Here is a 20,820-nt window from a genome sequence, read left to right as displayed (position 1 = left end):
GTTTCGTGGTCAGGACGTGACGCGGCGGCGGCGTGCGCTGGCGGGGGCTTCTCGACCCAGCGTCTCACCCCGGAAGAACCCGGGGCTCGCGATGCGCTGGGCGATCATGAGCACGACCCCGACCACGATGATCACGACCGTGATCACGAACACGAGGCCGACGCCGCCGATCTCGGATCCCGAACCGTAGTCGGGGCTCGCGCTGTCGATCAGGGTGGTGACGAACAGCACGGCGAGGATCACCCCGCCGATGAGGGGGGCCAGCAGCGTCAGGAAGACGTTGCGCACCGAGTCGAACCACTGCTTGCGGAAGTACCAGACGCACGCGAACGCGGTGAGGCCGTAGTAGAAGCAGATCATCGCGCCGAGGGCCGTGATCGTGTCGGTGAGCACGTTCTCGCTGAGCACGCGCATCACGGCGTAAAACGCCGAGGCGACGATCGCCGAGACGATGGTGGCGTACCCGGGGGTGAAGAACCGCGGGCTGACCGTCGCGAACCTCTTCGGCAGGGCGTCGTAGTGCGCCATCGCCAGGAGCGTGCGCGCCGGACCCACGAAGGTGGCCTGCAACGAGGATGCCGAGCTGGTGAGCACCGCGAGCGAGACGAGGAACGCCAGGGGTCCGAGGATCGGGCCCGACAGGTGGAAGAAGACGTTCTCCTGGATGTCCTCGTTCCCGAGCCCCAGCTCCCCCGTCCCGTTGCCGGCGAACATGAGCAGCGCGACGGCGATCAGCAGGTACAGGGCGACGATGAGGAACACCGTGACCGTGGCGGCTCGACCGGGGGTCTTGTCGGGGTCCTTCGTCTCCTCGTTCATGGTGAGGATGACGTCCCACCCCCAGAAGATGAAGATCGACAGCGACAGGCCCGCGGCGAACGCGCTGAACGAATCGACCTCGAACGGGTTGAACCAGGACGCCTGCACGGGGCTCGCGTCGAACGCGTTGCCGTTCATCATCTCGACGACGGCCGCGCCCGCGAACACCAGCAGCACGAGCACCTGGAAGCCGACCAGGCCGTACTGCAGACGCTGGGTGGTCTGCAGGTCGCGGTAGGACACGATCGTGGCGAGCAGCATGAAGAGCAGGCAGACGGCCACGTTGATGGGAACCACGCGAGTCAGCTCGGCGATGTCGGCGTTGCCGGTGACCTGCGCGATGAGCAGGAAGAGGAAGTCGACCGCGATGCCCGCGAGGTTCGACAGCACGATCACCGTGGCGGCGATCAGCCCCCAGCCGGCCATCCACCCCACCCACGGCCCGAAGGCGCGGGCGGCCCAGGTGAAGGAGGTGCCGGCATCCGGCATCCGCGAGTTCAGCTCGCGGTAGCCGAGGGCGACGAGGAGCATCGGGATGAAGCCGACGAGGATGATCGCGGGGACCTGGAAGCCGACGGCCGACACGGTGGGGCCGAGGGCTCCGGTGAGCGTGTACGCGGGGGCGATGGTCGAGATGCCGATGACGACGGCGCCGATCATGCCGATCGAGCCGACCCGGAGTCCCTTGTTGGAGATGCCGGTGGTGACGGCGCTGTCGGGCGCCGGGCTCGCGCCGTTGCGAGGGGTGGTCATGAGGAGGCCTCCGAGGTGCGCGGCACCACGATCATGGGGACGGGGAGGGCGCGGAGGATGCGCCCCGCGGTGGAGCCGAGGAACAGACGCCGGGGCTGCGCGAGACGGCTGGAACCGACGAGCGCGACGTCGCCGGGCTGCCAGTCGATGCGCGAGACGGCGTCCTCGATGTCGGAGCCGGCGCCGACGAGGGCCTCGGCCTCGATCTCGGCGGGAAGCGCCGCACGAACGGTCTCGAGCACGTCCTCGGCGTGCGCCTGACCGGTCAACCGGGTCAACGACGGGTCCACCCGCCCGGGCAGGTCGACGCCCGCGAGCGAGAGCAGTCGCAGGGGTGCCTTCGCGCGACGAGAGAGGGATGCCGCGGTTTCGAGCAGGACGTCGGCTCCGGGGCGGGTGCCGATCGCGGCAGTGACGCGCGGCAGCCCGACGGACGGATCGACGTCGCGCGCGCCCTCGGGAGCGAGGGCCACGGGGACGGGTGCCGAGTGGACGAGCTCCTCGGCGGTCGTGCCGAGGCGGTGGCGACCGCGGGGTCCTCCCCCGCCGGTGCCGACGACGATGACTCCGGCGTCGAACTCCTCGGCGGCCGCGACGAGTCCGTCCGACACCGCGTGGGCGGAGCGGACGTGACCGCGGATGCCGGGGTAGGACGCCAGGGCCTCGCGCAACCAGCCGCGGGCGGTGTCCTGCACGAGACGCTCGTAGCCGGCATCCGTCGGGATCGACACGTTGTTCTCAGCCGAGGGGAGCACCACGACCGCGTGCACGGGGGCGTCGAGGGCCGCGCCCAGCCGCGCACCGAGCGCGAGGGCGTCGGCCCCCGCGTCGGTCGCGGTGTAGCCGACCACCACGCGACGCGCGCTCATCCGCGCGTCCGCTCGAGGATCTCCTCGGCCGCGCGGTGGCCCTGACGGATTGCGCCGTCGACGTGCTGGAAGCCGGCGCCGGCCATGTCGCTGCAGGCGAGGTGGAGCGCTCCGACGGGCTCGCGCAGGTCGGCTCCGTAACGGTGCAGGCCGCCCAGGTCGAAGCTCGCGGCGTAGGCGCCGCGGGTCCATTCCTCGGTGCCCCAGTCGCTCTCGTAGTAGACGACGGGGTTCTTCGCCTCGGGTCCGTAGTAGTGCGACAGCGACTCGAGGATGCGCTCCTTGCGCTCTTCGGCGCTGAGACGGAACAGGTCGTCGGCGTTGTGGTCCGAGACGAAGCCCACGAGCGTTCCGCGCTCGTCGCCGTGGTTGGTGTTGTCGTATGCCTCGTGGCACAGCTCGTAGGGGCTGAAGGCGGTACCGGAGAGCCCCTGCTCGCGCCAGAACGGCGTCTCGTACACGGCGTGCACCTTGATCACGAAGCCCATCGAGATGTGCTGGTGCATCTGGTGCTGCAGGCGCGGCAGCGGGGGCTCGAACGAGATGCGCGAGTACAGCACGGGGGCGAGCGCGAGGATGGCGAAGCGGGCACGGACCGTGACGCCGTCGGCGATCACGGTGACCCCCGCCGAGGCGGTCTTCGCCGCGTCGACGCGGGCCGTCAGCGCCTGCAGGTCCGCCACCTTCTGGCCCGTGTCCGCGGAACGCTCCGGTGCCGCCGTGTCGGCGCCCCAGATGATGCGGCGCACCGGCTGATTCAGCAGGACGTCGTCGCCGAGACGCTCGGCGAGCAGCTCGGGCACCTGCTGGAGGCCGCCGGTCACGCGCTTGTCGAGGATGAAGTCGGCGTCGACGAGGTTCGAGTACGAGCCCGCGGATGCCGCCATGTGCAGCGACTGCAGGAGAGAGAACGAGTGCGTGGGCTTGGTGAGCATCGCGGAGCCCGTCGCGAAGGCGAGGTTGCGGATGGCCTCGTCGTCGTCGGTCTGCTCGCGCAGCCAGGCGTCCCACGAGATCGTGTCCCACTCGGCGGCCCGGGGGTGCTCCCAGGGGCGGTCGGGGTCGATCTCGGCGACCATCGCGTCGAGGCGCGCGGTCACCTCGTCGATGACTCTCTCGGTCTCGGGCGCGACGGGGAACATCTCGCCCGTGAAGCGCTTCGTCTCGCCGTCGGGACCGACGTAGACGCTCTCGCCCTCGCGGTAGCGGCTGTAGGTCGACAGGCCCAGGTCGGCGACCGTGTCGATGAGGGCCGTCTGGTCGGGCGAGACCCACTGACCGCCGAGCTCGAGCATCGCTCCGTCGACCACGTCGGTCCACAGGCGCCCGCCGACGCGGTCGCGCGCCTCGAGCACGACGACCGACAGGCCGGCTTTGCGCAGGTCGTTGGCGGCGGTGAGTCCGGCAGCGCCGGCTCCGATGACGACCACGTCTCGGGTGATCTCGTCCATGGTGTTCTCTCTTCGTCGGTGATCGAGGGGCGAGGAGGCGGCGTCCGTCGGGTCAGCGCCCCCTCGGGTCGGGTCAGTGGGCGGCGAGCGCCGCCGCGACGACGTCGAGGCCCTCGTTCAGGAGGTCGTCGCCGATCGACAGCGGGGGCAGGAACCGGATGACGTTGCCGTAGGTGCCGCAGGTGAGCACGATGACCCCCTCGGCGATCGCGGCCTTCGCCACGGCGGTGGTGAGGGCCGCGTCGGGGGCACCGGTGGCGGGGTCGACGAACTCGGCGGCGATCATCGCGCCGTGTCCGCGCACGTCGCCGACGCGGGGGTCGCTCCGCTTCAGCGCCTGCAGGCGGTCCATGAGGAGTTCGCCGATCTGCTGAGCGCGCTCGATCAGACCGTCGTTCTCGAAGGCGTCGATGGATGCCAGAGCAGCGGCGCACGCGATCGGGTTACCGCCGTACGTGCCGCCGAGCCCGCCCGTGTGGGTGGCATCCATGATCTCGGCGCGCCCGGTCACCGCGGCCAGCGGCAGACCCGCGGCGATGCCCTTGGCGGTGGTGACGAGGTCGGGGACGATGCCGAAGTGCTCGCTGGCGAACATGGCGCCGGTGCGGGCGAAGCCGGACTGCACCTCGTCGGCGATGAAGACGACGCCGTTGTCGCGGCACCAGTCCACGATCGCGCCCAGGAAGCCGTCGGCCGGGACGATGAAGCCGCCCTCGCCCTGGATGGGCTCGATGATCACGGCGGCGAGGTTGTCGGCACCGACCTGCTTCTCGATCAGCGAGATGGCCTTGGCCGCGGCCTCGGGGCCCGAGAGCCCGTCGCGGAAGGGATACGACAGCGGAGCGCGGTACACCTCGGCCGCGAAGGGGCCGAAACCGCTCTTGTACGGCATGTTCTTCGCCGTGAGCGCCATCGTCAGGTTGGTGCGCCCGTGGTACGCGTGGTCGAAGGCGACGACGGCCTGGCGGCCGGTGAACTTGCGGGCGATCTTGATCGCGTTCTCGACGGCCTCGGCGCCGGAGTTGAACAGCGCGCTCTTCTTCTCGTGATCACCCGGGGTGAGGCGGTTGAGGGCCTCGGCCACCGCGACGTACGAGTCGTAGGGCGAGATCATGAAGCACGTGTGGGTGAAGGCGGCCACCTGCTCCTGCACGGCCTTCACGACGGCGGGGTGGGCGTTGCCGACGCTGGTGACGGCGATGCCCGAGCCGAGGTCGATGAGCGAGTTGCCGTCGGCGTCGACGACGACCCCGCCGCCCGCGGCGACGGCGTGGATGGGCACGGTGTGGCCGACTCCGGATGCCACGGCGGCGGCCTTGCGGTCCAGCAGCTCCTGCGAGCGCGGGCCGGGGATGGCGGTGACGAGGCGGCGCTCCTGGGCGAGGGACGGACCGCCGACGAGGGGAAGGGTGTCGAGGCTCATGGCCGCGATGCTACGGACGCCGCGACGGGGCATGCACTCTCCTGGATGTACAGTCGCAGGCACCGTCGTATACGAGCCGTACAGGAGTCCCATGGCCGACACCGCCGTCGCCCCGCCGAGTCTGCGCGCGCTGCTCGGGCGTTCCGACCTGCACCTCCGTCTCGTCGTCGACGAGGACGCCCTGCCCGCCGACAGCATCGACCGGCCCGTCCGATGGGTGCACTCGAGTGATCTCGCCGACCCCACGCCGTTCCTCAGCGAGGGCCTCGTGCTGCTCACCACCGGGACGCAGTTCGACGACGCCTCCCCCGCCGACTACGAGGCGTACGTGGGACGCCTGCGCGCGCGGGGCGTGCGCGGCCTGGGCTTCGGCACCGAGGTGGTGCGCGACGGCATCCCCTCCGCTCTGCTGGAGGCGTGCCTGCGCAACGGGATGCCGCTGTTCGAGGTGCCCTATCGCACGCCCTTCATCGCGGTGGCCCGCGCCGGCGCCGAGGCGATCGCCGCCGACGCCTATGCGCGACGCAGCTGGTCGCTCGCCGCGCAACGCGCCGTGTCGCTCGCGGCGCTTCGACCGGACGGCCTGTCGGCGACGCTCGCGGAGCTGTCGCGGCAGCTGGGCTGCGGCGTGGGTCTGTTCGATGCGGCCGGCGCGCTGCGCACCGAGCATCCGGCCGGCGCGTTCAGCGGCGACCGGCTCCCCGCGGTCGCGAGCGAGGTGACGTCGATGCTGCGCCGCGGTACGCGCGCCGCCTCGACGGTTCGCGTGGACGACGTGACGGTGAGCGTGCAGACGCTCGGCCGCGGCGGCCACCTGCGCGGCGCCCTCGCGATCGCGTCCGACGACCTCGACCACGAGGGGCGCAACGTCGTGACCGCGGTGGTCGCGATGGCCGCGCTCGCCCTCGAGCAGCAGGACGGTCTCGGGCGCGCGATCGGCACGTTCCGCGCCGGTCTCGTGCAGGCCCTCTCCACCGACGACCCCTCACTGGCGCGTCGCGCGGGCCGCGACCTGTTCGGGCCCCTGCCCGCGGCACCGGTGGTGGTAGCGGTGACGCCCGCGGCATCCGTGCGCTCGACCGCCCTCGCGGAGTGGCTGGAGGTGCGCGCGCAGGACCGGCGTGGCGACGTGTTCTTCGGGCGCGGCGACGACGGGGTCGTCGTCGTGGTGCCCGCCGCGGGGCGAGGCGTCCTCGAAGAGATCGCCGAGCGGTTCGAGATCGTGGTCGGATGCTCGGCGCCCGCCGGATACGACGGTTTCTCGCACGCCCTCGCCCAGGCCCGCACCGCGCGCGACCGGGTAGCCGCCCCGGGTGTCGCCGACTTCACCGACACAGCCCGCGCGGGCCTTCTCGCGGCGCTCGACTCCGAGGCGGCGCGGGCCATCGCGACCGGGACGCTCACGCCGCTGCGCCGTCACGACGACGCGCAGGGATCCGCGCTGCTCGACACCCTCGATGCCTGGCTGGCGCACGACTGCTCGCACGAGGCGACGGCCCAGGCGCTCGGCATCCATCGCCACACCGTGCGCGCCCGCATCGCTCAGGCCGAACGGGTGCTCGGACGCGACCTGTCGTCGTTCGCCGCCCGTGCGGAGCTGTGGGCGGCGCTGCGGCTGGCGGAGTAGCGACCCCCCAGCGCCTCACCCCGGCGCGTGCGCCTGCAGGAACTCGTACATCTCGGTCGTGTCGACGCCGGGGAACGCCCCGGTCGGCAGGGTCGCCAGGAGCGTGCGCGGCGTGCGGACGTTCGGCCAGGCCGCACCCCGCCAGGCGGCCTCCAACTCGGCCGGCGCTCGACGACAGCAGGCCTCCACCGAATGACGTGAGACACCACGGTTGGGGGTGTCGCGGCCGCGGAACCAGCGCGTGTCGTCGAAGCGCACGCCCACGCTCACCGAGTGCGCGCCCTCGCTGGACTGCTCCACGCGCGCGGTGCACCAATAGGTTCCGTTGCCGGTGTCGGTGTACTGGTAGTAGGGGTTGAACAGGTCGTCCTCGTCGAAGACCACGCGGCTCGTCCAGCGCCGGCAGCACATCTGCCCCTCGATCGAGCCGAGCCGGTCGGTGGGGAAGTTCACGTCGTCGTTCTCGTACGCCTTCGTGATCGTCCCCGACTCGTGCACCTTCAAGAAATGCACCGGGATGCCGAGGTGCACCGTCGCGAGGTTCGTGAAACGGTGCGCGGCGGTCTCGTACGACACCGAGTAGGCGTCGCGGAGGTCCTCGATGCTGATCGTGCGCCGCTCCTTCGCCTCGCGCAGCGCCCGGACGACGTGGCCCTCGGGCATGAGCAGCGCCCCGGTGAGGTAGTTCGTCTCGACCCGCTGCCGCAGGAACTCGTCGTAGCTCCTCGGCTCGCCGTGGCCGAGGATGCGACTCGACAACGCCTGCAGCACCGCCGCGCGCGGATCGCCCTTCGCGACCGTGGTCGACAGGTACAGCCGGCCGTTCTTGGCATCCGCGATGCTCCGCGTCGACGAGGGCAGGTCGGGCACGTAGTGCAGCGTGAAGCCGAGGTGGGCGGCGATGTCGCTCGCCCCGCGCTGCGTCAGAGGTCCGCCCGGGTGCTCGATCGCGGTGAGCATCTCGGATGCCACCTTCTCGAGCTCCGGGAAGTGATTGTCCTGCGTGCGCATGAGGCGACGCAGGGCGACGTTCGCACGGCGGGCCTCCTCCGGCGTGGCCGAGCGCTCCTCCCGCAGGCGCTCGATCTCGGCCTGCAGCGCGAGCATCGCGGCGAGCGCTTCGTCGGGCACCGACCGCCCGATCCGGAACGGCTCGATGCCGAGGGCTTGGAACGTCTGCCCGCGCATCGCGCGTTCGACCGACAGCTCGAGGGTCGCGCGGGGGTCGAGGGGCTCGGCATCCAGGATCTGGTCGAGCTTGCACTCCAGCGCCCGGGCGATCGCCTGCAGGAGGGTGAGTTTCGCCTCGCGACGACCGTTCTCGATCATCGACATCTGGCTCGGCGCCCGCCCGACGGCGCCGGCGAGGTCGTCGAGGGTCATGCCGCGCGCGGTGCGCAGCTGGCGGATGCGTCGGCCGATGGTGAGGGTGTCCACCTCTTCATCGTCGAGCGGAAGGGATGCCGACACAGCAGAGACTCCGGTGTCCATACGCCAGAGTCTCACAGCCGCAGAAGATCGGGCAATCTTCACACTGCGGATGTGGTTTCAGAGTGTTGATCTTCGCCCACAGTGGTCGTCACGGGGCACCGAGGCCCCGGCATCCGAAGGAGAAGCTCATGACGATCAGCCCCCTGCGCCCCGGCGACCAGACCGAGACCGCCGCCGAGCTCCGTGCCTCGTGGGAGGCCGACCCCCGGTGGGACGGCATCGAGCGCACGTTCTCGGCGGAGGACGTCGTCCGCCTCCGCGGCACCGTCCGCGAAGAGGCGACGCTCGCCCGCCGCGGGGCCGAGAACCTCTGGAACCTCATCCACACCGAGGAGTACGTCCGCGCGCTCGGCGCCTACACCGGTGGGCAGGCCGTGCAACAGGTGCGCGCCGGGCTCAAGGCCATCTACCTCAGCGGCTGGCAAGTCGCCGCCGACGGCAACCTCGCCGGGCAGACCTACCCCGACCAGAGCTTGTACCCGGCCAACTCGGTGCCGGCCGTCGTGCGTCGCATCAACAACGCCCTGCTGCGCCAGGACCAGATCGAGGGCGCCGAAGGCGAGGTGACGCAGGACTGGCTCGCGCCGATCGTCGCGGATGCCGAGGCCGGCTTCGGCGGGCCGCTCAACGCCTACGAGCTCGCGCAGTCGCTCATTCAGGCGGGGGCCGCCGGCATCCACTGGGAGGATCAGCTCGCCAGCGAGAAGAAGTGCGGCCACCTCGGCGGCAAGGTGCTCGTTCCGATCCAGCAGCACATCCGCACGCTCAACGCTGCGCGTCTGGCGGCGGATGTCGCGGGGGTGCCGACCGTGATCATCGCGCGCACCGACGCGCTGGCCGCCGACCTGCTCACGAGCGACGTCGACGAGCGCGACCGCGAGTTCCTCACCGGCGAGCGCACGAGCGAGGGCTTCTACCGTGTGCGTCCGGGGCTGGACGCCGTCATCGCCCGCGGCCTCGCCTTCGCGCCCTACGCCGACCTGCTGTGGGTCGAGACGGGCGAGCCCGACATCGAGCTCGCGCGCCGCTTCGCCGAGGCGATCCACGCCCGTTACCCGGGCAAGAAGCTCGCCTACAACTGCTCGCCGAGCTTCAACTGGAAGCGCCACCTCGACGACGAGCAGATCGCCACGTTCCAGGCCGACCTGGCCGCTCTCGGCTACGCCTTCCAGTTCATCACGCTGGCCGGTTTCCACGCCGTGAACCACTCGATGTTCGACCTCGCCCGCGGCTACGCCGAGCGCGCCATGAGCGCGTACGTCGAGCTGCAGGAGGCCGAGTTCGCCGCCGAGGCCGTCGGATACACCGCCACGCGCCACCAGCGCGAGGCGGGCACCGGCTACTTCGACGTCGTCTCGACCGCGCTCAACCCCGACAGCGCCACCCTCGCCCTGGCCGGCTCGACGGAGACGGCCCAGTTCCACTGACCCACTTCCCTCGCCCACCCTCCCCCTCCGCCCAAGCCCCGGCCCCGGCCCCGGCCCCGGCCCCGGCCCCGGCTTGAGTGTCCAAAACACCCGGACCTTTCCGAGTTCCATCCGGGTTTCTTGGACACTCAGCACGGCTCAGACCGCACGAACGGGGCGCGGGCGAAGCGGAGCGGAGCAGCGACACAGACAGAAAGACACGATCATGACCCTCATCACCTCACCCCCGCCGACCACCGAAGGATCCCGGATGCCGCAGCCCCCGGCATCCGTCCCCCACCTGCGCCTCGAACGCCCCCTCGAGGGCCGGGATGCCGAGATCCTCACGCCCGCGGCGATCTCCTTCCTCACCGAGCTGCACGACCGCTTCGCCCGGCGCCGGCACGACCGGCTCGCCGCGCGCGAGCGCCGCCGCTTCGAGATCGGCACGGGCGACGACCCGCACTTCCGCGCCGACACCGCGCACATCCGCGACGATCCCTCGTGGCAGGTGGCCGGGGCCGGCCCGGGTCTGGAGGACCGCCGCGTCGAGATCACCGGCCCCACCGACCCGAAGATGACCATCAACGCACTGAACTCCGGCGCGCGGGTCTGGCTCGCCGACCAGGAGGACGCCACCAGCCCCACCTGGCGGAACGTCATCGGCGGGCAACTGTCGCTGTTCGACGCGATCCGCGGGCAGCTGTCGTTCACGAGCCCCGAGGGCAAGCGCTACGAGGTCACCGCCGAGCGCACCCCGACGATCGTGATGCGCCCGCGCGGCTGGCACCTCCCCGAGAAGCACGTGACGTTCATCGATCGCTCCGGCCGGGAGCTGGCGGCATCCGGATCGCTCGTCGACTACGGGCTGTACGTGTTCCACAACGCGCACGCGCTGATCACGGCGGGGCGCGGGCCGTACTTCTACCTGCCGAAGATCGAGTCGGCCGAAGAGGCGCGACTGTGGGACGACGTCTTCTCGTTCACCGAGGAGCGCCTGGGCCTCGCCCATGGCACGATCCGCGCGACCGTGCTGATCGAGACGCTGCCCGCGGCGTTCGAGATGGAGGAGATCCTCTTCGCCCTGCGTGACCACTGCGCGGGCCTGAACGCCGGCCGCTGGGACTACATCTTCTCGATCATCAAGACCTACCGGGGTCGCGGGGCGCGGTTCGTGCTCCCGGACCGCAGCGAGGTCACGATGACGGTGCCGTTCATGCGGGCGTACACCGAGCTGCTCGTACGCACCTGCCACAAGCGGGGCGCGTACGCGATCGGCGGCATGAGCGCGTTCATCCCCAATCGCCGAAAGCCCGAGGTGACCGAGGCGGCGTTCGAGAAGGTCGCCGCCGACAAGCGCCGCGAGGCCGGCGACGGCTTCGACGGCACGTGGGTCGCGCACCCCGACCTCATCCCGGTGGCGCGCGCCGAGTTCGATGCGGTCCTCGGCTCCCGGCCGAACCAACTCGAGCGCCGACGGGAGGACGTCTCGATCGAGCCCGGGCAGTTGCTCGACCTGCGCATCGGCCTCCCGGTGACGACGGCGGGCGTGCGCGGCAATGTCTCGGTGGCGATCCGCTACCTCGAGGCGTGGCTGCGGGGCCTGGGGGCCGTCGCGATCGACGACCTCATGGAGGATGCCGCGACCGCGGAGATCTCGCGCTCGCAGATCTGGCAATGGATCCACCAGGACCGCGAGACGGCCGAGGGCGACACGATCACCCGGGCCTTCGTGGAGTGTCTGCTCGACGAGGTGCTGGTCGAGGTGCCGCGCTCCGACGGCGACCGCTTCGACGACGCCGCGGAGATCTTCCGCGAGGTCGCCCTCCGGCCGGAGTTCCCGGCGTTCCTCACCCTGCCGGCGTACGCGACCTACCTCGACTGACACCGGCCGCCGTGCGAGCCCTCTCCCCGACCGGGGAGGGGGCTCGCGTCACACCGTCGCGGCGGACCGGAAGCGCCGGGGCTTGCCCTCACCGAGGTCGATGAGGCGGTCCACGCGCGTCACCTCGACGGGCTGGTCCAGTAGCGCCTCGAGTGCACCGCGGATCGCCCGCGCATCTCCCCCGGCGACCGTCACCTCGACGGCGCCCCCGGCGCTCTGCGCGACCGACCACCCGAGCGCACCGTGGCTCTGCAGCTGCTGCGTGAGGTCGACGGACGGGACGCGAACCCCCGAGCCCGTCACGAACTCGGTGTGCTCGCGCCCCTCGAGGTCGGCGATCCCCACCGCGCCGTCCGGGAGACGCACCCGTCGTCCGACGTCTCCCGTGCGGTACCGCACCAGCGGCAGCAGCGGGTTCTCGCCGGCGGTGACGACGATCTCGCCCATCTCCCCCTCGGGCACCGGGTGTCCCTCGGCATCCAGGACCTCGACGAGGACCCGCCGGTCCAGCACGCGGAACGGGCCGTCGTCGACACGAGCCGCGATCGGCCGCGTCTCGTGCAGCCCGTAGACGTCGATCACGGGGCAGGCGAACGCCACCCTGAGCTCGGCCCGCAGCGGGGCCGACAGCGCCATCGCGCCCGAGAAGATCACGAGGGGGTGCAGGATGCGGCGGAGGTCGTCGCTCAGCAGCTCGGCGAGGCTGGTCGGGTTGCCCGAGATCGCCTGCGGATCCGCGTCGCCCAGGAAGAGGGAGCGATCGGATGCCGCCCCCCAGGCGCGCGCGTCGAGGTTCACGCGCGCCATAGCACGGTGCGCGAAGCCGCTGATCAGCGAGACGTAGGTGAAGGCCTGCCGCTGCTGGAGCACCCAGACGAGCGCGAGCCGCTCGGCATCCGGTCGCCAGTCGACTCCCGCGCGACGGGCGAGATCGACGAGCAGGTGGAAGCCGCGGGCGACCTCCTCGACGTCGTCCGGGATCACGAGCGCCGCGCCCGTCGATCCCGAGCTCGTGCCGTGCAGCATCCGGTCGAGGTCCGCGTCGAGGGGCACGAACGCCGACACATCGGTGACGAGATCGGAGCGCCCGATGGGCGGGAAGTCGTCGAGGGTGCGAAGCCCCGGCATCCCGCGGTAGAACGGCAGCCTCCGCGCGACGGCGAGGTGCTCGTCGAGCCAGCCGTCGAGCGGGAGCGGCTCGCGCGTGCGCTCCACGGCCTCCGCGGTCAGCCGGTCACCGGTGGCGTGCACCCATGACGGCGCCGCCGGGTGGGTGCGCCAGCGCTCGAGACGCGCGGCGCCGTCGTCGTCGAGGGTCGGCCACCTCTCGGCATCCGTCAGCACCGCCGCCGAGCCGGGGCGGTACTCCCCCAGGGCGAGCGGGTCGTCGAGGTCACTCACTCGAATACCTCGCCGCGGCCTCCCTCGCGCGGGCCTCGGCCAGACGCCGGGCGATCTCCTCGCGGTGCTCGTACGCCGCGTAGGCCTCGGCGAGCGCGCTGCTGCGCCGGAGGGAGTCGCGGGCCTGCCAGAGAGCCTGCGCGGTCGCCCGATCCTCACCCGCGGGCAGGAAACCCGCCCACAGCACGAAGGTGCGCGCGGCCTCCTCGCGACGTTCGTCGTCGGCGAGCCAGTCGAGCGGATCGACCACCGGCGCGACCCGCAGGGCGAGAGCGTCGACGGCGCGCACGGCCCAGGGGCCCGCGAGCGCCGGGCGGAAGGGCTCGACGAGCTGCTCGCTGGCGAGGAGCCAGAGCCCGATCGCGGCTCCCCGACGCACGCGCGGGTCGGCGGCGTGGGCCGCGGCGGCGCAGGCCACCCCCGCCACATCGCCCGAGAGAGCGGTGATCGACACCTCGTCGTCGAGGAACGACCGCGGCACGCTCGAGAGCCGCGCGGCGACCGCCTCGAGCGGGGGGCCGGGACGCGCGAGGGCCCAGGTCTCCCCCTCCGTCGGGACGAGGGTCGACCAGATCTTCAGCAGTTCGTCGGCCTCAGCCATTCAGCACCTCCGCCAGGTCGGCGCAGACCGTGGGCGCATCATCCATGGACTCCAGGTAGAGGATCTCGTAGCCCGCGGCACGGGCCAGGGGTTCCACGCGGCGCGAGCGATCGAGAACGACGAGCGTGCCGGTCGACAGCGTGGAGCGCACCTGGGTCGCCACGCCCGCCCGATCCGGATCGCCCTCGCCGAACATCGAGACCAGGCCGTCGTCCGAGAGGACGACGAGGTGGCGGCGGTCCTCGTCCGACGCCGGGCCCCGCGCGTGGGAACGATGCTCGAGCAGGTCGAGGGGGAAGGTCGTCCCGCCGCCGAAGAACAGGGCGAGGTCGCGCACGATGCGCACGGGATCGCGCGAGAACTCCTCGCTCCCGCCCACCTGTCCCCGCCCCGAGAAGCTCGCCACGCGCACCCGTCCTCCGCCGCGCAGGATCGACAGCGCGAGAATCGTCCCCGCCAGCACCGCGGGTGAGCCCGTCTGCGGGTTCGGCATGGAGCCCGACGAGTCGATGTACAGATCGAGGGTGATGCTCGTGTCCCTCGGCAGGGGGTCGTCGGCCAGGTACGAGCGACGGCGCGTGGTGATCCCCGGCACGAGGACGCCACCGGCACGGAGAGTCGCGGGCCAGTCGAGGTCGGCGAGATCGTCCCCGGTCTCCCACGTCTCCACCGGTCCGGGCAGCTCCTCGGACGGCGCCGACGCAGCGCGCCCTGTGACGGGGCGCACCCACCGCGCGGCCTCCGACCGGTACCAGGCCGCGATCACGGCATCCCGGTCGGCGCTCGCGTACAGCTCGAGGGTCTCCGAGATGCCGAGGGCCTGCCCCGACCCGTTCCCCGCGGACCGGGCGGCGGCGGGCCCGCGGCCGGTGGGAGCGGGAAGCGGTGCCTGCAGCCGGCGGTCCGCGAGGACGCGACCGAGCTCCCCGGCTCCCGCGGGAGCCTCGTCGGCGGAGCACTCGCCACCCGGCATCGGGACCCCGGCCGCGCGTTCGGCGACGACGTAGGGGGCCATCAGCACGCCGAAGCGCAGGGCGCCCGCGACCGCGTCGCCCGCGAACGTGCGCACGAGCTCGGCGAGCGTGTCGGCGTCGAGACCGGGGCGCGTGATGGTCGCTTCCGCGAGCTCGCGCGCCGTCCGCTCGGCTTCGGCCCGCGCTTCGCGCAGCCGGTCGTCGCGGCCTCGGTAGCCCGCCCGGGTCTTCTCGCCGGCGGAGCGAGCGGTGGCGGCCCGCTGCGGGGGCGCCGACGGAGGATCGACCGCGCACAGGGTCCCGGCGGGCAGGTTCCACAGCAGCTCGTACGTGCGCAGATACACCCACCACAGCCGGCCGCCCGTGTCTCGCGAGGAGCGGTAAAGCGCGCGCGACAGCCGCACGATGCCCGGCTCCCCGGCCCCGTCGCGCCGCCGCTGCAGCAGGGCCACCCGCGCGTTGACCAGCAGATCGGTCCACAGGTTCGACAGCATCGCGACATCGTCGTCGCGCACCGAGCTCGCTCCGGCGGCCACGAGGGTTCGCGCCAGCTGGTGGCGGATCTTCAGCGCGTCCAGGCGCGTCCCCGGCGCGAGGGCGTGATGGCCCAGCTCGTGCGCGAAGACGCTCTCCATCTCGTCCTCCCCGCCCAAGGCGGCGACCATCCGCGGATCGACGACGATCGCGGGCGGGAAGCGGAACCACGCCGGAGCCCCGTGCCTCGCCCCCGCGCCGGGCTGCAGCTCGGCGTCGTGCATGTGCACGCCCCAGAGCTCCTGCGCGTCCTCCCACGCCCGGCGGGCCTCGCCCTCGAGCGGCGCCGTCTTCACGCGTGCTCCGCGACGTGGACCCACGCCAGGTAGGACTCGGCGAAGGTGAGGAGGGATGCCGCGCGCCCCGCGCCCCCGCCCACCGCGGACGGCTCGCCCTCGAGGGGGACCAGCCGCGAGCCCCAGACATCGGCATCCACCCGCCACCACCGCTGGCCCGTGAGCACGGCGAAGGAGCCCTCGTCGTCGAGCGGTCGCGTCTCGGTGGGCGGGGCGGTCCACGCACCCCCGAGGCCCGCGAAGCCGCCCACCGCGCACACGTACCCGCGCTGGGCCGTGCGACCGGGCCACCAGAAGCGGTCGGTGCGCTGACGCTCGAGGAAGGCGTCGAGGTCGCTTTCGGCGAGACCGAGCGCGGCCGAGGCGGCCGTCCGCGGAAGATCGGCGAGGTGGCCGAACGCGTCGGCTCGGAGCCCGAGGACTCCGGCACGCCACCCCGCGACGCCCGCGAGCGCCACGAGGCGGTCGGTCGCGGTGTCCGGCGGGAGGTGCGCCTGACCCGCAGCGAACGCGTGCCGGAACCGCTCCGCCGATCCGCCCGACGCCCGCACGATCGTCGCCGCACGCTCGAGATCGAGACCCGGGACGTCGGCGGGCACCGCGGTCGGCGGCTCGGCGTCGGCCAGGTGGCCGGGGCGACGGATCACGCCCGCCCCTCTGCCCAGCGCAGGTACGCGGTGTATCGCTGGTGCAGGTACTTCAACGCCGTGAGGTCGTCGAAGTCGCGGCCGTAGAGCTTGCCCGTCGCGGACGCCGCTCGCAGGCGCGCCTCGATCGCGGTGAGTCGACGCGACGCCTCGACGGCGGAGACCCCGTCGAGGCCGGCCTCCACCTGCGTCAGCAGATCGCGCACGGGGTCGTGCGTGCCGCGCCCGAGGGCGTCGTACTGGCGGCACGACTCGGCGAAGATGTCGCTCAACCAGCTCATCGTGTCGGTCGACAGCTCGCGCTCGACGCCCACGTCGAAGCGCGGGTGGGTGGGGTTCGGCAGCAGCTTGCCGCGCAGCACGAAGGGCACCATCGCCGCCACGTCGGCGAGCGAGACGGCGTCGCGTCCGCGGAACCAGGCGACGGCCTTGGCGTAGACGATGAGGGTCTGCAGCGCCCGTACCGACAGACCGTTCAGCGTCTGGGAGCCGAGGTCGGCCATGAGGTCGGCCCCCGAGTTCGCCTCGATCGCCTCGGCCACCCGCCCTCCCGCGGTGGTGACCGTGTCTTTCGTGCGGTATTCGAACCGCCGCCCGCCGCCCTGCACGAACTCGAAGTGACTGAGGAAGAACTCCAGGCGCCGGCGCACCTCGGCCGGCACCGGCACCGCCCGGATCGCCGCGCGCATCGCGGTCTGCTCGTCGGGGGCGAACACCAGTTCGGCGGGGACGTGCTCCTCGGGTTTCTCGCCCGCCTCCACGCGCGTGATGAGCTCGTCGAGGAACCGGCTGTTGAAGCCCGCCGCGGGCACCGTGACGTCCATACGGTCACGCAGGGCCTGGATGACGGGGAACGTGCCGCCGCCCGCATCGTCGTTGGCGGTGAAGAACCAGCTCTCCACCCCCGCGGCCGGGGCGGTACGGCGCATCTGGTCGTGACTCTCGACGTAGCCCTCGGCGACCATCGTCAGCAGCGCCGACTGCGTCTTGGTGGGGATGCGGTTGTACTCGTCGACGATCTTCACCGGCCGTGACAGCCAGTCGCGCCACGCGACGCCCACCTCGGCGAGGCTCGACGCGTTCATCAGGTCGCGCGGGAGGGGGATGCCGACGAGGTCGCTGATCGTGAGCTGCGGCTGCCCCTGCTGCACCCCGCGGCGCACGTCCTCGGGCGTCGATCCCGAGAGCACGCCCATGAGCACCGCGACGGTGGTCTTGCCGCGACCCGGACCCCCGATGAGCAGGCACCGACCGCCGACCGCCAAGCTCAACAGCGGCAGCAGGACGTTCGACGAGAACGACGGCTCGCTCGGCAGGGTGAGCTCGGCGCCCGCGTCGCCCAGACTGAACGCCAGCGGCGCCCCCGACGAGAACTCCACGTCGTAGTAGGGCGAGATGACGGCGCGGTTGACGATCCAGTAGTAGGTCTGTCGCAGTTTCTCGTCGAGAGGCACCGCCGCGGCCTCGGGGGCGGGACGGAAGAGGTCGGCCGCGCTCATCGGCGCCACGCCGTCGCCGGGTCCCGAGGTCGTGGGTGACTGCGAGAGCTTGTGCCAGCGGTCCGCCATCGCGCCAGCCTAACGGGCCGCTCTCCGGCGCAACTCCTCCTGCTCGGCGTACGGTCGCCCCTCCATGGGTGCCGCGAACGAGGTCGCCTCGGTCACCGCCCGACGGATGGCGGGCAGAGCGGATGCCACCCGCTCGGGCACCGAGCCGCGCACCTCGAGCCACGGCACCGGCTGCTCCGCGAGCACCTCGCGGAAGCGCTCCTGCATGTCGGCGCGGATGTGTTCGCCGTCGCGCATCCCGTCCTGCACGAAGGGGATCTCGTCGCCGGTGAGCACGTAGAGGGCCGGTCGGTGCGCGGCGGCCCGCTCGAAAATGCGCGGGGCCGTCGCCCCGACGTATCGCTCGTGCCACAAGGCCGTCGCGAGCACGTCGGTGTCGCACACCAGCACCGAGCGCGGGGCCCGGCGCACGGCATCCTGTTCCCACGCGATCTGACGGTCGACGACGAGGTCGAACTCGTCGCTGCGCCACGGGGCGTCGAGGCCGCCCTCGCGGGTCTCGCTCAACTCGCGCCCGTACTCGGGCACCCAGATCGTGCCGAGCTCGGCGGCGAGGGCCTCGGCGAGGGTGGTCGACCCCGTCGACTCGGCGCCCAGCACCACGATCCGCGCGGTCAGGTCGGCGCGCACGGCGGCCGAGAGCTCGTGCCAGTGCGCGTCGAGATCGGCGCGGATCGCGGTCCCCGACACGGGGTTGATCCGCCGGCCGGGGTCGACCTGCACCCAGTCCGCCCCGAGGCGGCGCGCGAGCTCGGCCCCGTACTCGTCCGAGGTGAAGACCACGTCGACCGGCTCGTCGAGCAGCCCCGCGATCGTCGCCGTATGCGCGTCCCACGCGGTGTCGGAGGCGAAATCGACCGGGGTGTCGTCGAGCAGGTCGACCACGCGCACGGTCGGGTGCTCCTCCCGGATCCACGCCGCCCGCCGTTCGAGCGGGATGGACTCCACGGATGCCGCGATCACCTCGACCGTGACCCGCTCGCACGCCCGCACGGCGGAGCGGATGAGGTGCGCGTGGCCGACGTGCAGGGGGTAGAACTTGCCCACCACCACCCCGTGCCGGTACCGGCGCTCAGACACGCGCGTCGCTGAGGTCGTCGGCATCCGTCGACTCCCGCTGGACGCTGCGCCACGACCGCAGACCGCCGAGGCACAGGGCGATGAACAGGACGTATAGGGCCGCGATGATCCACAGCCCCGTGGCGATCGACAGCGCGACGAAGGCCACGTCGACGCCGATCCACACCCACCAGTTCTCGATCCACTTGCGGTTGAGCATGTATTGGGCGACGAGGCTGAACGAGGTCGTCGCGGCGTCGGCGAGCGCGACCTGCGAGTCGGTGTAGGTGCCGAGCAGCCAGGTGAGCGCGAGCGTTCCCGCCACCGCCACGAGGATCAGCCACGGCACGGCCCTGCGGGGTGTGCGCGCGACGTACTCGCGGTCGTTCTCGACCCGACGGGTCCACCGGAACCAGCCGTGCACGCCCAGCACCAGGTAGATCACCTGCAGGCCCGCCGCGGCGTAGAGCCCAGCCGGCACGAACACCGCGAGGAAGACGAGGTTGTTGGCGATGCCGATCGGGTAGGTCCACACGTTCCGCCGGGCAGCGAGGAACACGCACGCCGCCCCCGTGGCGAAACCGAGGATCTGCATCCACTCGGCGAGAATCCAGTCGATCACCCGACGAGCCTAGGGGGGTTCTACGGGCGGGCCGGGTCGACCGGTGCGAAGCCGCGCAGGCTCTCGCGCGAGGTCAGCCTGGACGCCGCGAGCGACCCGGCGACGGCGAGGAAGATCGGCAGCAGCAGCGTGAACCCCGTGTCGGTGAACTCGATGACCAGGGCGATCGCGGTGAACGGCGCACGCATGTTGGATGCCAGGAACGCCGCGGCCGCGACGATCGCCAGGGCCGTGCCGTCGGCGCCCGGCCAGACGAACGCCCAACCGGCCGCCGCGGCCGCACCGAGGGCGGACCCGATCGCGACGGAGGGCTGCAGGGTGCCGCCGATCGCCCCGGCGCCGAGGGAGACGCTCGTGGCGACGTACTTCATCACCGCGAGGGCGAGCAGCAGCAGCGCCGGTTGGGAGAGGTCGAAGCCGGCCGAGGCCAGGGCGCGGCCGTTGCCCAGGATGAGGGGGAAGGCCGCCCCGAGGGCCCCGACCGCCGTGAAGGCGAGCGGCATCACGACGAGCAGCTTCCACCCCTGCGGACGGAACCGACCGAGCTTCTTCGTCACCGTCGAGAAGCTCGTCGCGCCCCACCCCATGAGCGGGCCGATGAGCACGGCCGCCACGATGAGGGAGGCGTTCACGTCGACGGCGCCAACGGAGTAGAGCGAGCCGTCGCCCACCAGCGGGCGCGCGACGAGGGTGGCGATGGTGCTGGCGGCGAGCGCGACGACCGCCGCACCGACGCTGAACTGCGCGAGGAGGATCTCGATCGCGAAGAGCGCCCCGCCCAGCGGCACGTTGTACACCGCCGCCAGACCCGCCCCGGCCGCGGAGGCGATCACGATGCGGCGCCAGCGGGCATCGAGGCGGAACCAGCGCACGATCTTGGAACTCGCCATCGCGGAGAGCTCGCGCGGAGCGACCTCCTTGCCGATCGACGCGCCGAAGGCGACCGATCCGACCTGCAGCACGGTGTCGACGAGCGTCTCCCACCACGGCATCCGGGACCCGGCAACACCCTGCTCGACGGTGGCCAGCGGCCGCCCGAACCGACGGATCAGGTACCAGCCAACGGCGGCGACGACGCCCGCACCGCCGACCGTCACGATCGGCAGCCACCACACGCTCGGGTACGCCAGCCCGTCGAGGAACGGCCCCTCCTCGTGACCCCAGACGAGGTGCTCGAGGCTGTGCACGATCCACACCAGCAGCAGCACAGCCAGTCCCGCACCGACGCCGGCGATGAGGGTCGCCACGCCGAGGCGCACGAGGGTACCGAGACCGCGACGTCGAGAGCGCACGGGAGAGGGCAGCGAAGCGGTCACCTCGCCACGCTAACGGACCCGTGTTTCGTGTTCCGCACGCGGTCGCCCTCGGCGGGGACGGGCGCGAACAGTAGGCTC

The 20,820-nt window shown here is 72.1% G+C and carries 16 protein-coding genes; 3 read left to right on the top strand and 13 right to left on the bottom strand.

What is annotated here, in order from left to right; all coding sequences use genetic code 11:
• Positions 1-9 precede the first annotated feature (9 nt).
• The 4 genes from Q9R20_RS10010 to gabT all read right to left on the bottom strand — a co-directional run bounded on the left by Q9R20_RS10010 (position 10) and on the right by gabT (position 5,315).
• Positions 10-1,572: an APC family permease gene (locus Q9R20_RS10010; RefSeq protein ID WP_311249204.1), complete on the bottom strand. Its 1,563-nt coding sequence runs from the start codon at positions 1,570-1,572 to the stop codon at positions 10-12.
• Positions 1,569-2,441 (bottom strand): universal stress protein, encoded by an 873-nt coding sequence (locus Q9R20_RS10005; RefSeq protein WP_311249203.1) that lies wholly within the window; start codon positions 2,439-2,441, stop codon positions 1,569-1,571. Before Q9R20_RS10005 ends, Q9R20_RS10010 begins: the two co-directional genes overlap by 4 nt.
• Positions 2,438-3,892: an NAD(P)/FAD-dependent oxidoreductase gene (locus Q9R20_RS10000; RefSeq protein ID WP_311249202.1), complete on the bottom strand. Its 1,455-nt coding sequence runs from the start codon at positions 3,890-3,892 to the stop codon at positions 2,438-2,440. Before Q9R20_RS10000 ends, Q9R20_RS10005 begins: the two co-directional genes overlap by 4 nt.
• A 73-nt stretch (positions 3,893-3,965) precedes the next feature.
• Positions 3,966-5,315 carry a 4-aminobutyrate--2-oxoglutarate transaminase gene (gene gabT, locus Q9R20_RS09995; protein WP_311249201.1) on the bottom strand — a complete coding sequence of 450 codons (1,350 nt, stop codon included), beginning with the start codon at positions 5,313-5,315 and terminating at the stop codon, positions 3,966-3,968.
• Between the two features lie 91 nt (positions 5,316-5,406).
• On the opposite strand from gabT, the gene Q9R20_RS09990 reads away from it, so the two are divergent.
• On the top strand, positions 5,407-6,942 hold the full coding sequence (locus Q9R20_RS09990) for a PucR family transcriptional regulator (protein ID WP_311249200.1): 1,536 nt from the start codon (positions 5,407-5,409) through the stop codon (positions 6,940-6,942).
• A gap of 15 nt (positions 6,943-6,957) precedes the next feature.
• Here the strand turns inward: Q9R20_RS09990 and Q9R20_RS09985 are convergent, their stop codons facing one another.
• Positions 6,958-8,433 (bottom strand): helix-turn-helix domain-containing protein, encoded by a 1,476-nt coding sequence (locus Q9R20_RS09985; protein WP_311249199.1) that lies wholly within the window; start codon positions 8,431-8,433, stop codon positions 6,958-6,960.
• Between the two features lie 128 nt (positions 8,434-8,561).
• Between Q9R20_RS09985 and aceA the strand changes: the two genes are divergently transcribed.
• Positions 8,562-9,860 carry an isocitrate lyase gene (aceA, locus tag Q9R20_RS09980; RefSeq protein WP_311249198.1) on the top strand — a complete coding sequence of 433 codons (1,299 nt, stop codon included), beginning with the start codon at positions 8,562-8,564 and terminating at the stop codon, positions 9,858-9,860.
• Between the two features lie 205 nt (positions 9,861-10,065).
• Positions 10,066-11,724 carry a malate synthase A gene (aceB, locus tag Q9R20_RS09975; protein WP_311249197.1) on the top strand — a complete coding sequence of 553 codons (1,659 nt, stop codon included), beginning with the start codon at positions 10,066-10,068 and terminating at the stop codon, positions 11,722-11,724.
• Between the two features lie 48 nt (positions 11,725-11,772).
• Here the strand turns inward: aceB and Q9R20_RS09970 are convergent, their stop codons facing one another.
• From Q9R20_RS09970 to Q9R20_RS09935, 8 genes are read right to left on the bottom strand one after another with little or no spacing between them, the layout of a single operon-like run.
• A complete protein-coding gene (locus tag Q9R20_RS09970) occupies positions 11,773-13,125 on the bottom strand; it encodes an AMP-binding protein (protein ID WP_311249196.1) in 1,353 nt (450 codons plus the stop codon).
• Positions 13,118-13,726 (bottom strand): phosphohydrolase, encoded by a 609-nt coding sequence (locus Q9R20_RS09965; protein WP_311249195.1) that lies wholly within the window; start codon positions 13,724-13,726, stop codon positions 13,118-13,120. Before Q9R20_RS09965 ends, Q9R20_RS09970 begins: the two co-directional genes overlap by 8 nt.
• Entirely contained in the window at positions 13,719-15,530 is a 1,812-nt protein-coding gene (locus tag Q9R20_RS09960; RefSeq protein WP_311249194.1) for a VWA domain-containing protein, read from the bottom strand. Before Q9R20_RS09960 ends, Q9R20_RS09965 begins: the two co-directional genes overlap by 8 nt.
• Complete coding sequence (locus Q9R20_RS09955) at positions 15,527-16,177, bottom strand: potassium transporter Kef (RefSeq protein ID WP_311249193.1); 651 nt, start codon at positions 16,175-16,177, stop codon at positions 15,527-15,529. Before Q9R20_RS09955 ends, Q9R20_RS09960 begins: the two co-directional genes overlap by 4 nt.
• Positions 16,174-17,745, bottom strand: a complete 1,572-nt coding sequence (locus tag Q9R20_RS09950; protein WP_311249192.1) for a MoxR family ATPase — start codon at positions 17,743-17,745, stop codon at positions 16,174-16,176. The genes Q9R20_RS09955 and Q9R20_RS09950 overlap by 4 nt, the downstream gene beginning before the upstream one ends.
• A 9-nt stretch (positions 17,746-17,754) precedes the next feature.
• A complete protein-coding gene (locus tag Q9R20_RS09945; protein ID WP_311249191.1) occupies positions 17,755-18,849 on the bottom strand; it encodes an AAA family ATPase in 1,095 nt (364 codons plus the stop codon).
• On the bottom strand, positions 18,818-19,426 hold the full coding sequence (gene pnuC / locus Q9R20_RS09940; RefSeq protein WP_311249190.1) for a nicotinamide riboside transporter PnuC: 609 nt from the start codon (positions 19,424-19,426) through the stop codon (positions 18,818-18,820). Before pnuC ends, Q9R20_RS09945 begins: the two co-directional genes overlap by 32 nt.
• Positions 19,427-19,446: 20 nt before the next feature.
• On the bottom strand, positions 19,447-20,742 hold the full coding sequence (locus Q9R20_RS09935; protein ID WP_311249189.1) for a chloride channel protein: 1,296 nt from the start codon (positions 20,740-20,742) through the stop codon (positions 19,447-19,449).
• Positions 20,743-20,820 lie beyond the last annotated feature (78 nt).

The organism is Microbacterium sp. PRF11, assembly GCF_031844085.1.
GTDB lineage: Bacteria > Actinomycetota > Actinomycetes > Actinomycetales > Microbacteriaceae > Microbacterium.
The sequence above is the reverse complement of the archived record's forward strand: the minus strand, read 5'-3'. Positions and strand labels throughout refer to the sequence as shown.